The following is a 14,827-nucleotide window of genomic DNA, read 5'->3' as shown; positions in this document are numbered from 1 at the left end:
TCTTATTATTATTTTAACTAACTACAATACAACTAAATAATCTAATTTTATTGTCTAATGGGCTATTTTATAGCCCTGCAGTGATATCTTTGCAACACAATGAACAATGATAGATTAGCTGCGCAGCTCGAAACCCGTATTTTTTATTTTTATGTTGTAGACCAAAAACCGAACGAGATCAGGATAACTATGTATGGTACTCACTATACTCTTCATAAATCCAATGAGGGCTGGCGAAATGCATCTTCAAATAGTATGAATATGTCACAGCCTTTAATTGATTCGGTCGTTGAAGTTGTTTATGGTTCAACTCAACCAATGCCTGTATAATGCATTTTCAGATACTTGCCGCAATGAAAAATGAACTTTAGATGACTAAGTGGAAAACACACCAAAACGCCCCCTGGTGGATTATTCAAAAAGCCCCTTTGCCAGTTGACAAATAAGACTCAAACGCTTTTAAGATGGGATGCTAATTAGAAAATGCGCATTGGTAAATAATTCTGGAAATATCAGTACCTGCTATGAGCTTTTTTATATGCTGAACATGGTGAAGTGTATTGGGTTTGGGTGTCCCGACAAATCGTTTTGGGCTGCCCAAAACATGGCTTGCTTTTGATTAGCAGATCAAATTCACTAGCTTTATTTTTTTTAGAATTGATTTAGAGCAAACCCCAATATACATCGGATCATCAAGTAGAAAGTGGGACTCGAATATAATCTTAAATAAAAATTTAAAATTTCCGAGTTAGGGTAATTAATATGTAGTTTTCGAACTTTTGGAATCGGTAAATTTTTGTATAAAGTTTTGTGCAACAATACGGAATATAGCTGCCAAAACTTTGTATTGACCGTATAACTTGATTTTGTAAAAACCAAACGTGTTTGTCAAGGAAGAGCTATTAAATTTACAAGCTTAGCCAATGATTTATTGATGAGCGTTAACGATAAGATATATAGTAGGGATGGACGTGCACCGGTACCGGCTAAGGTAGCTACCTCTAGGGTCATGAGCGCGAACAAAGCGAAGGATACGAAACCGGAGCTGTTATTGCGAAAGGCTTTGTTTCAGCGTGGGATTAGGGGTTACCGGCTGAACTGGAAAAATGTGCCTGGCCGTCCTGATATCGCGTTCCCTGGAAAGAAAGTAGCAATATTCGTACACGGCTGTTTTTGGCACCGATGTCCGACCTGCAATTTAACGCTACCAAAAAGCAATCAAGATTTTTGGTCTCAAAAGTTCACTAAGAACGTAGACCGGGATCGCGCCAAGCGAGATCAATTGATCGCTATGAACTGGAAGGTGATCACGGTCTGGGAATGCGAACTCAAAAAAAACATCACAGATACTGTAAATAATATAAAAAATCATATTTTCAACCTCCAAACCGATATCTTATCTATTCATGGATGAACTGACCGTACTTGATCTATTTTGTGGCGCCGGGGGATTCTCGGAGGGTTTTCGCCAGCAAGGGTTCACCATCGTTATGGGGATCGATCATTGGAAACCGGCCATCGATACCTTCAATCATAATTTCGACCTTGACTGTAAGGTGCAGAACATGCTGGACTATCTCTATTCTACAGAGAAGATCGAAGCATTACCTGATACGACCGTGATCATCGGCAGCCCACCATGTGTGAGCTTTTCCAATTCGAACCGTTCGGGTAAGGCCGACAAATCACTGGGGCTTCAATTGATCAAAGCGTTCTTGCGTATCATCGCGGTAAAGAAACACCAGCCGGGGTCACAGTTACAGGCTTGGTTCATGGAGAATGTCACCAAGTCCATCGCGCATTTGGCCCCGGTCTACACCTTCCGTGATCTCGATCTGGACGATTGGGCCAGGGCTCACCGTAAAAGGCCGAGCTCAGTTGCGATCGCCATGGCGGAACATAGTGTGGTGATCAATTCTGCTGACTACGGATCTCCGCAGGCTAGAAAGAGAGCGATCAGCGGTAATATCATCCGGTTACGGCGCTTGGTCGTGCCGCCTGCCACGCACCGAGAGCCGGGCGATCTGACCGTACCCCAGCTACCTGTATACCGGACCTTAGGTTTGATACGGGAACATTTGCCCAGTCCGAACGCTGCACTGTCCAATAGGCAGTTCGCGGACCCACTATATCCGGGACTGAACCTGAGCAGAGCATTATTGACCGATCATTTCTATGATACAGGGCTATATGGGTCTGAATGGAGGAACTCGATGCATTTGAAGATCAACCATCCTTATATGGGCATAATGTCCTTCCCGGAGAATGAGAACAAACCAAGCCGGACCATTACGGCGACCAAGATCGGTACTTCCAGGGAAGCGATCATCTACCGGTCAGAATATGGCCGGAACGGTGATGGAGAATTCAGGACGCCAACCGTCCGAGAGGCCGCTACATTGATGAGCTTTCCGGCAAGTTATCAGTTCCTGGGCTCTGAAGGCGCGAAATGGCGCTTGGCGGGTAACGCGGTCTGTCCGTCGGTCGGCAGGAACTTCGCGGCAACTGTAAGGAGCGCGATGGGCTTGCCACCAATTACCGAACCGTTAATCAGAAGAATGCCTAAATTGAAAGGGGTCAAGAACCTGAACACCTTCCAGGAAGCTTTGTTCAATGACCCACCGGTACGGAACAAAGGATCAAGGTTCAGAAGGCACCCTTTTAAGGACGGTAACATTACCGTCACGCTTTCCAATTACGATATCACTAACACGGAAGAGACCGAATTTCGCTGGATGACATCGGTCCAATACGGCAATGGGGATGGCTTTCCGACCATGAACTTCGAGGACGAACAGTTCCGGGAACTGGAACCCATCATCCGGACATTTCCGAATGGGCAGCGTTTCATTGAGGTCATCAACAACGGTTTTTCTGAACGTATCGCTGATGCGACGCGCCTGCAATCGATGTATGAGCAACAACAGGACCTGGAAAACTATCTGGAACCGACGAGACTGATCGAAAGACTCGCGGCGATCATTGAGCTATATGCTGTCGATGCGGTTTTTGAACAACAAGGCCAGATCATCTTTCCAAATAAAAGAGCAGTGCCACAGCGCCAGGTCATGGCGCTGTACGGGGTCAACAAAATAGCCACGGTCGCCAATACACCAGAGATCCATTGATATGCCTGTTCACTTCATCGATAATTATCCAAGGCATAATCTGGCCAGTTGTATCCGCAAGCCGGACAAGAGTCCGCTGCACGGCGAAATCTGGATCTATCAGGAGCTGAACAAATTCAATGATCTTGAACTTTTAAAAGACGAGAACTGGTACGTCAAACACAATTACAACCTTTCTTCGCATCCTTTTAGTGGGCAAAAGGTGGAGGGCCAGATCGATTTTTTGGTCCTGAGCAAATATGGTCTGCTCATCATCGAGGTCAAGGGTGGTGCCATCGAGGTCGACAGCCATGATGTCTTCTATTCCTATGATAGCAGCGACAGGAGCAAGCGGTACGAGGCACAGAACCCTTTCAACCAAGTTAAGGAATACGTACATTCTTTACGCGCGCTGATCGATTCATCGCCTTTCATTTATAGGGCGGTCGTTTTTCCGCATGAAGCTAACTTTGTGCTTAAAGGCCCTCAATTGTCCGCATATGATTACCTGTTCTTTTCAAAAGCAGATCTCGATAAGAAGGACACTGAACATGCCAGAACCCTGCTTTTTCATGAATTCCTCGTACGGCTGGCCAAAAGCTCCCGCCGGAAGATCATCGAACAGCTCCATCAGCATTTGAACAAGGATCGGATCGAGCCCCGGGCCTGGGAGCGGTTCCCGCTCCTGAACAAACGGGAAATAAGCAGGCTCCGCAGCGAGCTGTTCCCAGTGCAGACCACGTACGGTTTCGATCCAGAAAAAATCAGGAACGAGATCATCTTAGAAGAGAACTACGAGATCCTGAAAGGCCTGCGCAGGAACAGAAAGGTGATGGTCCAGGGAGGCCCAGGCACTGGCAAAACGGTGCTCGCTACTAAGTTCCTGGCCGAAAATCTCATCAAACAACATAAAGGCATTTACTTCTGCGCCAATCAATTGTTGCGCGCCAAGATGCGGCACCTGATCTGCGAAGAGTACAAATTAGATCCGAATTTGATCGATTTCCGCATCTATCATCCTGATATGGCCGGAACGATCAGTAAGGAACATGTCGATTTCTTGATCATCGATGAGGCGCAGGAGTTCTTCGATAAGGGATTAGATCAACTGATCGATCAAGTGGAAACATCCGATCAGCCGAAATTCCTCGTCCTATATGACCCGGAACAAGCGATCATCCGGAACTTCAAGGACATTGACTGGTACGCTGACTTTTTGCTGGAAGGCAGCTTCGTTCATTATTTGTTCGATACCACTTGGCGCTGCACGCAGAACAAGCGTATTGCTGATGTGGCGATGCTTTTGCTGAACGGTCAGTACAAAAAATTAGAGGATGATCATGCGCAATTATGTTCACCTGCCCATGATCTGGTCACTCGGCTAACCGTATTGAAGGATTTGATGGATGAAGCACAACAGGACCCATCCAAGTATATCATCTTGGTCAGGTATCAACTGCTCGATGAGTTCAGCAAGTTAGTCCAAGATTATTTCGCCCGCTCCATCGAAGAATTGACCGAGAAAAACATCAACGTCAAGAACCTGAAGATCAGGTATACCACTCCGATCAAGTTCAGAGGATTAGAGGCCGAGCATGTTGTGCTCATTACTACTAGCTTGGATGACCGCTCAAGAACGGAGAACTACATCGGTGTGACAAGAGCGATCTATTCATTCAAATGCGTGCTATGGAGCTGAACAAGTTACATAGTACCGTGATCACGGTCATGAAGGACAGGGGAAACTTTATACATGAAAGGGAGCCATTGTTGTTCTTGGTCGGAAGTTGGTATCACAAATGGTTAAGCTCAGATGCCAAAGAGCTTGCGCTCAAGATACCTTGTTATCACAAGGAGATTATGCCCTTGCTAATCGAATACCAGTACTGGCTGGACCTCTTGATCAGGATAATGGCCATAGGGCCGGTAATCGATCAATCCGGGGCAAGCTTGTTCGATGTCAGGGCTTATCGGATCGCGGACCGTTATCAGCGACAGCAAACGGATTTCCTGATCGCTCATCACAGCACGGATCACAAATCACACCGTTTTGCTCAGGATATCCAAATATCGACCGATCGTTTTCTGCCCCTGTTCCGTAGTGAACAGATCGATGGCCGAAAAGAAATAGTTGCCGATGCGTTCGCGCTGTTAACGGTCATCGGTAGAGATAATCTGATACCTTACGCCGTGATGTTGGATATGGAACGCGACCTGACCTTGTTCATCAAGCAGACCGCTGAGCATTTTGCCGAAAAAGCCTTTGCCCAAATGCTTTGTACGGAAGACTTCCGGCATGATCACGACCACAGGGATGCCGTGTTGGATGCGCTGTGGGAAGCCGACCTGCAAAGATGTGTCGTTTTTACCTATCCTTATCATGTCGATGTAAGCGCAGCAGTAATCAATGAGTTCCGGGGGCGATCCAAAATATGCCGTATTGCGTTATCCAACCGATTCACACACATGGAAGTGGAACCGCAAGATCTCCTGTTGACCAGGGCTGAGATCGGTCTTGGAAAAGAGGACGACATACTTCATGTCACCGATCGGTTCTCCATCAAAAGTACCGATTGCGGACCTGAACTGATCGCTTGTCTTCGTGCTTTGCGTTATGAATGGAACGTAGCTAAGTTCAGTGCCTTCACAAGTCCCTTCCCGGTAAAATGGTTGCTTTGTGTGCATCATGGTCACACCATCGATCATTGGAAGACACAGTTCAAACGGGACTATCCGGAAATCTCGGGCCAATTATTGAGCAATTGCTGGCACATTATCGAGCTCACCCACGAGCTGAACTGGATCGACCGATTCATACTGTCAGATCCTCATGGCACGGTCGTATTGCCGAGGTCTATGGTCCATAAAGAAATTATCTTCTCGCTTCAAGAGTATCTTGACGCCCGTTTTAAGCACGTTGTTCTCAGTGATGAGATCGATCAGGCGCTGACACAAGGCGGTCGGGTCTATCTTTTGGATGCTTTCAATATAATCTTGTTGAACAATATCACATTTTCCGATGATCCGGAGAATTTGCAGATCGTCGTTCCCGATTTCTTGTTCTATACCTACCAGCCCTTCACCCGATATTTAGCCCTAAAACACCATTTCGATGCGTTGACAGGTGGTCTGCGCGAAGCGCTGGATGAACGCTATCCCGTGCGTTCGGATCAGTGGAAAATCCTTAGCGAGAACGTGCTTAGATCATCAAGGGCGGCATTGAGAGCGTTCAACAACGTACTGGTGGTCAATGACGAAGAGGAGCAATTGGACGATCAGCCAGGAACGATCACTGATCTTTCATCAGCCGAACTCGTGGAGCGTGTAGCGGTCAAAGAAAGAAAAAGCATCGAACGAAAACCTCCCGAGCATCTGGAAATCCTTACGAGTGGAGGGAAATGTACGTTACTGGCCACCGCTCCGGTGTTGATCAGTCAGAACGGAACATTGATCCGTACCATCGCTGCGGTACTGGATCCCGGTACCCTGTTCGTTCCGATCGACGAGGTCATCAAGAACATGGACTTGAAGAATATGGTCGACCGATTGATCACCCTTTCTGATGAGGCCCGAAATTGGCACCAACACCTCAAAGAGCTTGAAGAGCAGGATGCCAACATCTTTGACACGCTTAAACGGCAGGGACTTTCCGTTAGCAAACAGACTTTCGAAAAAGATTACCTCAACAATCATAGCAGTTTGGTCGAACTGCATATGCCACGCGCGAAACAGGATTGGATGCTCATCTGTCAACGTTTACGGATCGGAGATAGCCGTACCGCTTGGAACGCGGTCAAATGCCAGGAAGATATCAACCTGCTGAAGGCGATCTATTCCCAGATTCTTACGCTCATGATCGACACGGAAAGCTTTGGTGTCAACGTGAGCGATCTGGTACTGGAACAGATTACGACCCTGCTGGCTAAGCTTCCCGATCCGGGTGTCAATGCGAAAGAGAACAAAAAGGATGCGATCGCATTGATCAACGAGATCTGCGATAAGGTCAGCCTGCAAAAAATAGAACAGATTAACCCGATTACCTTATGAACCCTATTATTGAAAAAAGGGACGACCTCGAAAAGTTCGTCGTATCACAGATCGTCGGCCCCGGTGCGTTCAATAAACACCTTGTCTTTACCGCAGATTGGGACACGAACGAATTTACGGGGAAAGCTTTGGATAAGTGCGATGCTGCGGACAACAAGAATGAGGTCATTGCCGAACTGCCTGCCTATCTATATAGTTCGGCTATACTTTTTCCGATCTCAATGACAGCGGACGAAGCCGTTGAACTGTCTGGCGATGATGAAAATGAGGGTAATGATGATGGAAATGAGGGAAGCTCCGTACCCAAAGCTGACGACGAAGGTTTCAATGATGACCACGAACAAAGTATCTCGAGCAAGAATCAGAACTACCCTAACACTTGCGGGCTTTCCTTTGCTTTGACCAATGGCGTTAAGCCGGAGGAAGCCCTGTTGACCACGATCAGTTTCCGGCAATACCAAAGGGTCCGCCAACACGAAAGCCAGGATCGCAGACTGGGTATATGGATAGCACGCTATCCGACCCAGACGGCTGAGATCGTCGCCAATCGTTTTAACAGCCTGTTCAGTACCATTGAACTGGACGGTAACTTGTTCCTGTACATGTTGCCCGGGGTAGATATCAATCAACATCTATATGCACTCGACTACATACACCTTGATCGCCTGTTGCGGGACACGGTCGTTCCCCTGATCGAAACCCTCTTTCCCGATAAGGAATACTATCGCGCGGTCACTAAGACCTACGATGGTGTGGAATATCCGACGATAACGCTGTACGAAGAGAACTTGCTGGATGAGATCCAACGTCGGCTGATCGAAGCCCCCTATAACTTTGGCTCATTACGCACCCTGATCGAGCAATTAGAAATCTATCAGCAGCTCAAGGTATACCTCAATGAGCTTAAGGCCATCTACCGTACAAGCTCCAGGCGGAATTTCCCCACATCGATCTGGGAAGCCCGTTCGCACGAGGTCCCGCTTCAACTACCGGCATTCAATGGTTCGAACGTCCAGCGTGATGAAATATCTGTACCTGGATTTCCATTGCTCGCCTTGAACTATCAATACATCCATGAAAACGACGCGGTATATGTAAAACTTGTGTTGGTCAACAAAGGTATCATAGAACTTCGCCCCGACGAACCTGAACAATTGAACAAAAAGGACCGGGCCAATGAACTTGCGTTCTTTGGGGTCAAAGTAACCGTGAGCGAAGTTGCAAGTAGCGCGTTCACGGCCTATAATCCGCCGAACCTTTTGATCATCGACGAAGAGGACAGCTTTAACAAATTGCTCTATCGAGAGTACAAGGATTATGCGGAAGGCTACAACACCTCCGTGACCTGGGGCTTGCTTCGGGGGGTAAATCAGCGCTATGTAGCAACCGAGTTCATTCCGCAACAGGACACCCCTAATGTGGATTTTAAGCCAAGCAAGGTACAAGATCAGGAGATTATCGGGCTTTTCAACGACAGCGTGCTAGCCATCCGTGATCTTTCGACCCTGAGCAGCAGGACCAATGAAGATGTCTTGTCCGATCTCCGGTCGATGGTGACCGCTTATGCAGATTGGATCGCAGTCAAATGGCTAGACCTAGAACACAGTGATGTCGGCGAAGTTGGTAAACGACTGCTTGAAAAACAATTAAGGGCCTGCGAAGCTGATCGCGACCGTTTGTGCCGGAACATCCGTTTGTTGGCAGGGGATGCTATAGCGTTCACTGCCTTTCGGGTGATGAATACGGCCATGTTCATGCAACTGCATCACGGGTCGATGATCAAGGCCGCAAAAAAAGGCGACCAACAACCTTTCGTGCCGCTGGAGAATAATGCGGCCTTTTATCAGGGAGTATCTCTAATGGACGAATACAAATGGCGGTCTTTCCAGTTGGCCTTCATTCTCCTCAATATTGATGCTTTCGTGCGCCCGGCTACGGATGACCACACGGTCAAGGACATTTTTGGTATGGGCTGGCCGGAAAGGAACGAACTGGCCGACCTGGTCTGGTTCCCTACGGGTGGTGGTAAGACAGAGGCCTATTTAGGAATCATTGCATTTTGCATCGCTTACCGCCGATTCACGCATCCTGAAGAACGGGGCGGCGGCACCACCGTGTTGATGCGTTATACTTTACGGCTTTTGACCTTGCAACAGTTCCAACGTGCAACACTATTGATTTGTGCACTCGAAACGATCCGTAAGGATGGGTTCGCCATACCTGGTGGACATACCTTAGGAATCGAAAGAATCACCATCGGCCTTTTCGTCGGCAAAGGTTCCCTACCGAACAAATGGCCAGATATGCGGAAGGCCTTAGATCAGATCGCGCAACAAGTGAGGGATGGGAAACAAGTCACGACCAGCTTGCCTCATACGGAATGTCCATGGTGTGGCGGTGCACTGTTCAAAGTTCAGAACCTAGCCAACATCGAACCGGATCGCGATCGTTATGGGATCAATGATAAGTTGACGATCATGTGTAATACAGTAGGTTGTACCTTTCACGCGAGAAGGCCGAATGAGAACAAAAGTCTGCCCCTTCGCCTGTTCGATGAGGATATATACAAATATCCGCCAACCCTGCTGTTTGGGACGGTCGATAAGTTCGCTGCGCTGGCCAACAAGATCGCTACCGGCTCTCAGCAACGGAATGATGACTCCAGGCGCCTGCTTGGCAAAGGCTATCAATACGATCGAATACCGCCTGAACTGATCATCCAGGATGAGTTGCACCTGTTATTAGGGCCTTTGGGATCGGCGGTCGGCTTGTTCGAAAAAAGCGTGGATGAGCTTTGTACCTACCCATCCGGTCAGCTATTGGTCAGACCTAAAGTGATCACTTCCACCGCGACGACCCGGAACACCGACAAGCAAATATTCGCACTTTTCGACCGACGCTGCGAGATCTTCCCAAAACAAGGGATCACTTGTGATGATGCCTTCTTTTCTTTCTACAAACGAAATCCTGAACAGGTGACCGAATATGCTTCGAACCGGCGCTATATTGGACTTTTACCCGTTGGGAAGACACAGGTGTGGATGCAACTGCGCTTAGCGTCGATCTGTCTGGCTCACAGGGTAAAGTTCATGCTCGAGCGATTTGACTACGATGAAATCTTTTGCTCAGGACCAGCCTACGCCGAGTTCAACAAAGCGTTCGACTACTACCATACTGTGCTGACCTATTTCAACAGTCTGAAAGAAGTAGGTAAGACCCAATCCCAGCTCACTCATTATCTACCTGGTGATCTGAGCCTGATCATTAAGAACACGCTACCATGGAACCTGTTGAACCGGATCGTCAAGAGGAACGAAGAGATATTGGACTCAGAGCTTACAGGAAGGCTTTCAGGCGAAGAAGTGAAGTCCAACCTTTCATCGATCGAAAAGACCTGGGAGCTCACGAAAGCTAATATCCCACCAGAACTGGTCATTGCGACCAATATGATCTCGGTGGGGATCGACGTGTCCCGTTTCAATACGATGCTGATCAATTCCATGCCACGCAATACCGCTGAGTACATTCAAGCATCCAGTCGTGTTGCGCGCGATAAAGAAGGCATCGTTTTCACCGTTCACCATCCTTTCCGTTCCAGGGATATTTCACATTACCAGCGATTTAAGGAGTTCCACGAGAAGTTCTACAGTTATGTAGAACCCATATCGGTGACCCCATTTGCGAACAAAGCGCTAGACCGTTATTTCGCCATGTACCTGGCGGTGATCATCAGACACGATACCCAGCTGGGCCTTTTAAACAACGAAGATGCCAACGCCATCGATCTGCAGAAGATCGCAACGGTCAAACAAAAGGTCACGAGGGCCATGCGGAAACTGCACGAACGCGCGGAGAAGCTCAATGCATATCTCAAAGATCGTACTACAGGGATATCCAGTCATATTGAAGGGATCATCACGGAAGAAGAACTCGAAGATATTGGTTACCAGCTCGATGACCTGTTGGTCAAACGGTGGCTTGAACGCATCAGCGGCCAAGATCCCACCCTGAATATTAAATATCGCGACACTGTCAGCCCGAGTTCGCTGTTCGCACCCAGGAACAACGAAGCTCGGGACAATAACTGGAACGTTAAAGAATCGCTCCGAGAGATCGCGCCTTCGGTCGTGATCAAGACCGTACAACAATAGACCTTGCACAAATGGCAAAGAAAGAATCGCTCAATAGACACGCCAACGAGGCCGTTAGTAAATATAAACTATTATCTGCTTACGGCGGCCCCGGCTCGCTCATTCATACCGGGTACGGCAGTGTCATCATTTCCTGTATCGAAGAATGGGGCTTCCTCATCAAGGTCAATGAGATCTATCAACACTCGTTACAGCTCAGGAAGGAACCAGAAGCGTATGTTAAGGAACAAGCGGGTCTTCACGGCATCTATTTTTCCAACGACGAAAGATTACTGAGAGAGCTGAAAGGAAGTAAGGCTACCGAGAACTTGTTGTTCCTCACACTCGTACCCAATATTGAAGTGGATGATTTCTACCGTACGATAGATGATAACAGGACCTTTTTAGCGGTGAATAGCCAATTCCTTCCAAAGGTCTTCTTTGACCGCAGGGACCACCTGAAAACCTATCAACAATGGCACACACTTTGGGGCACGGATCATGATAAGTTCTTCCCGCCAAAATACCGGCAGAACTTTCAACGGAACGGTAACCCCGTCGAGGGAACGGTGTTGTTAAAACAGGATAATATTGTGCTGCTGTGCAAGAATGGTCATATCAGTGACTTTCCGTGGTCTAGCTTTTTACGTTGGCGCACCGTACAACCTCACGACCTTAGCAATCCAGTCGAGCTTTATAATATGCCGAGCTGTTGTGATCGACCAGATATCCAGATCAGCGAAACAGCCGCCAATGCTACCGGATTTGATGGTAAATGGCTGAAATGCAACACGCCAGGATGCGAGTGCAACCGAGGTGTTTCGCTCAAGGGTATTATGAGCGTGAAGATCGTTTGTCCGGGTCATAGACCCTGGGAGTCAGAAACAGGCGGTGCGGAAAGCTATTATGGGAAAGCCGAGGTAAGAAGAACACAACCCCGTACCGAACTATGCCGGCGCGACGATACCAGGATCGCACTGACCACGGGTAATAATCTTTACTTCGCTCGTACCTTGACCAGCATCTTCATGCCGCCGGAACTTTTCAAAGATGCGCGTGAACTACAGATACGTGACCTAGAGATCGAACTCCAAAAAGCCATGGAAAGCAGGCAGTTCGCTCTTTGCGGCGAGCTCCAAGAAAAGATCGAGGTTCTACGTGCTGATCTGAGCACAGATGTTCCCGCTACCAATGATGAAGACCGAGACAATAGGTTCCGTTATCAAGAATACAACGCACTCGCCAATAGCTCGGTGGAACTGATCAATATATCTCGTAATGACCTATTAGTGAACGATGTCACTTTTAATCTTGATTCCTTGTTCAGACCCTATTTTCATCGGATACTGAGGATCGATCGCCTGAAGATCACCTCAGCTCAACTCGATTTTTCCAGAGTGGAACCGTATGAAGGAAGTGGTTCCGATATCCTGAACCGTAACGTTTTCCGATCAAGACCAGAAGAAGTGCTTGCTTATCCTGTCGTAGAGAACTTTGGGGAAGGGATATTCATCGCTTTTGATCAAGTACTGATCCAGAGCTGGAATACCGATGTGGAACGATTTGGGCGTCTGTTCAGACGAAGACGTAACCGCTTTGCCACCGGAGCGACGTTGTTTGGTCAAACCGGGAACTGGCAACTCTATATGGTCCACACTTTCTCGCATTTGATCATGCGGGAACTCGAGTTTCGTTGTGGTTATCCTACAGCGTCATTGTCCGAACGTTTGTTCGTTTCGAACGATGAGGAGACCAAGATGTATGGCTGCTTGATCTATACCGCTGAGGGTGCCGAAGGTAGCATGGGCGGATTGATCGCTCAGACCCGGGAAGGTAATCTTAACGACCTGTTCCGCAGTGCCTTGCTCCGAGCTACTATCTGTAATAGCGATCCGCTGTGTTGGAAATCGGAAGGCCAGGGCCTGTTCGAGCTCAACTTAGCCTCTTGTTTTGCTTGTGGATTGGTCAGCGAGACCTCGTGCGAGCACAGGAACATCTACCTCGACCGACAAGTGCTCATTGATCAGGACAACGGCTTTTTCAAGGAAATAATGAACCTATTAAAATGAGCTTCAGCCGGAACAACGAGAACTTCTTAAGGTTCGAGCTTTATATCCCGTTAAAGGGACTTGCCGGATCTGAACGAGCGTCAAAGTATGGCGATCGCATCAGGACAGAGGCACGTCGCCGCATGCGGCTGCATTATGAAAATGTAAAATACGATGTTCCTAAAAAGGTCGCTTTTTACTTAGATGTTCTGGAAATTTTCGGGAACTTGGAAAAGCGCTGGCTACTGTACAGTATCTATCTCGATCCACATTCCGATGCGATCAGCTCGCAGATAGGCGCTTCCGCTATAAAATACCTTGAACTGGGCAATGACCCGTTCCGTGCTTTCTTCGAGCAGAAGTATTCGCCACATGATGGCAGCTTTACCAAAGGCTTCCTCAAACATTATTTTACCGATAAACTGGAACTTTTGCATGGAGATTGGAAGACAGAGGACGGCAGGAACAATCCGGTCACCAATAAACTGATCGATCAATTGATAACGTATATCACCAAGGGCATAACGAACGAAGAATTGGAGCTTTTTCTTTTGAACTATACCAAATTATGGAACGTTTACTTTACCCGGACATATAATATTTATAAAGGGTTGGTCCTTATCCATAAGTTCTACGAACTATATCGTCCCCTGGATCCACAAAGCTTAAAAGTGGATCTCAAACCATTATTGGAAAGGCTTAATCTATCCTTTGCTGAACTATTGCCAGAGGTCTTCAACTCACCACTCACAGATGTTCATCAGCCATCAGAAGCGTTACGGGACGGTTCTTTTCGCAGTCAGGCTAACACCAAAAATTACCTGACAAAGATCGCGGAGTTCCAGGTACGCTTAAGCATGAACACCATTTTCTTTCAGGACCTTAGCGCGTTCGATTGGTCGGAGCTAATGGCACTCGCTTGTACTACACCACTACCGGCTAAAAATGCATATTTTATCGAAACTTATAAACGAAATAATGCAGGTCGCCCACCGACTTTTTTAGAGATCAACAAATTTTTACGGAACGGTGCATCGTTAGACATGGATTCCAGTACATACGCACAAGTTTTATCGGAAAATTACATTTTCTTTGAATAGATGTTGTATCAAAAATACTAACAGCTATTGGAACATCGATATTAAGTTGGCCAAAAAGGGACCCGACATTGGCAGGTATAAGCAAGGTTGCATTATTTTAAATGGACAAATTTTAAATAATCTGCAGGCAAAAAATAAGATGTCACTTATGATCGACATTGACTTAATCGAGATGAAAGAAGGTCTGGATCAGCTTTTCGTTGTATTAGATGCTTATAAAAAATTTCCCAAAAACCGTCTTTGGCGCGGCATATAGGACAATACCGATTTTATTTAGAAGTGGTTAGTTAAGGGTACAATAATTATCTACGAAAGAATTATTTCTCTTAATTCATGTCACAACTATAGCTGTTACGTAGAAATAATGGCATAATGTATTTTAGAATTTGAAGAGT

7 protein-coding genes are annotated in these 14,827 nt (G+C 47.1%); all 7 read left to right on the top strand.

The window, feature by feature from the left end; translation table 11 throughout:
* The first annotated feature begins 934 nt into the window (after positions 1-934).
* Genes ABD894_RS14665 through ABD894_RS14635 form a run of 7 tightly spaced genes read left to right on the top strand, consistent with a single transcriptional unit; the run spans position 935 to position 14,432 of the window.
* Positions 935-1,414 (top strand): very short patch repair endonuclease, encoded by a 480-nt coding sequence (locus tag ABD894_RS14665; protein ID WP_345211804.1) that lies wholly within the window; start codon positions 935-937, stop codon positions 1,412-1,414.
* A complete protein-coding gene (locus ABD894_RS14660) occupies positions 1,407-3,128 on the top strand; it encodes a DNA cytosine methyltransferase (RefSeq protein WP_345211803.1) in 1,722 nt (573 codons plus the stop codon). Before ABD894_RS14665 ends, ABD894_RS14660 begins: the two co-directional genes overlap by 8 nt.
* Position 3,129: 1 nt before the next feature.
* Positions 3,130-4,806, top strand: a complete 1,677-nt coding sequence (locus ABD894_RS14655) for an NERD domain-containing protein (protein WP_345211802.1) — start codon at positions 3,130-3,132, stop codon at positions 4,804-4,806.
* Positions 4,797-7,154 carry a hypothetical protein gene (locus ABD894_RS14650; RefSeq protein ID WP_345211801.1) on the top strand — a complete coding sequence of 786 codons (2,358 nt, stop codon included), beginning with the start codon at positions 4,797-4,799 and terminating at the stop codon, positions 7,152-7,154. The genes ABD894_RS14655 and ABD894_RS14650 overlap by 10 nt, the downstream gene beginning before the upstream one ends.
* Complete coding sequence (locus ABD894_RS14645) at positions 7,151-11,305, top strand: helicase-related protein (protein ID WP_345211800.1); 4,155 nt, start codon at positions 7,151-7,153, stop codon at positions 11,303-11,305. Before ABD894_RS14650 ends, ABD894_RS14645 begins: the two co-directional genes overlap by 4 nt.
* 11 nt (positions 11,306-11,316) lie before the next feature.
* Complete coding sequence (gene drmB, locus ABD894_RS14640; protein ID WP_345211799.1) at positions 11,317-13,353, top strand: DrmB family protein; 2,037 nt, start codon at positions 11,317-11,319, stop codon at positions 13,351-13,353.
* Positions 13,350-14,432, top strand: coding sequence for a hypothetical protein (locus ABD894_RS14635; protein ID WP_345211798.1), 1,083 nt, complete (start codon positions 13,350-13,352; stop codon positions 14,430-14,432). The genes drmB and ABD894_RS14635 overlap by 4 nt, the downstream gene beginning before the upstream one ends.
* Positions 14,433-14,827: the final 395 nt, after the last annotated feature.

The sequence above is a fragment of the Mucilaginibacter gynuensis genome (assembly GCF_039541195.1).
Classification (GTDB): domain Bacteria; phylum Bacteroidota; class Bacteroidia; order Sphingobacteriales; family Sphingobacteriaceae; genus Mucilaginibacter; species Mucilaginibacter gynuensis.
The sequence above is the reverse complement of the archived record's forward strand: the minus strand, read 5'-3'. Positions and strand labels throughout refer to the sequence as shown.

Excerpts from the sequence above, each read along its gene's own strand:
- ABD894_RS14635 (WP_345211798.1), top strand. The coding sequence starts at position 13,350 with ATGAGCTTCAGCCGGAACAACGAGAACTTCTTAAGGTTCGAGCTTTAT.
- ABD894_RS14650 (WP_345211801.1), top strand. The coding sequence starts at position 4,797 with ATGGAGCTGAACAAGTTACATAGTACCGTGATCACGGTCATGAAGGAC.
- ABD894_RS14645 (WP_345211800.1), top strand. The coding sequence starts at position 7,151 with ATGAACCCTATTATTGAAAAAAGGGACGACCTCGAAAAGTTCGTCGTA.
- drmB (WP_345211799.1), top strand. The coding sequence starts at position 11,317 with ATGGCAAAGAAAGAATCGCTCAATAGACACGCCAACGAGGCCGTTAGT.
- ABD894_RS14655 (WP_345211802.1), top strand. The coding sequence starts at position 3,130 with ATGCCTGTTCACTTCATCGATAATTATCCAAGGCATAATCTGGCCAGT.
- ABD894_RS14665 (WP_345211804.1), top strand. The coding sequence starts at position 935 with ATGAGCGTTAACGATAAGATATATAGTAGGGATGGACGTGCACCGGTA.
- ABD894_RS14660 (WP_345211803.1), top strand. The coding sequence starts at position 1,407 with ATGGATGAACTGACCGTACTTGATCTATTTTGTGGCGCCGGGGGATTC.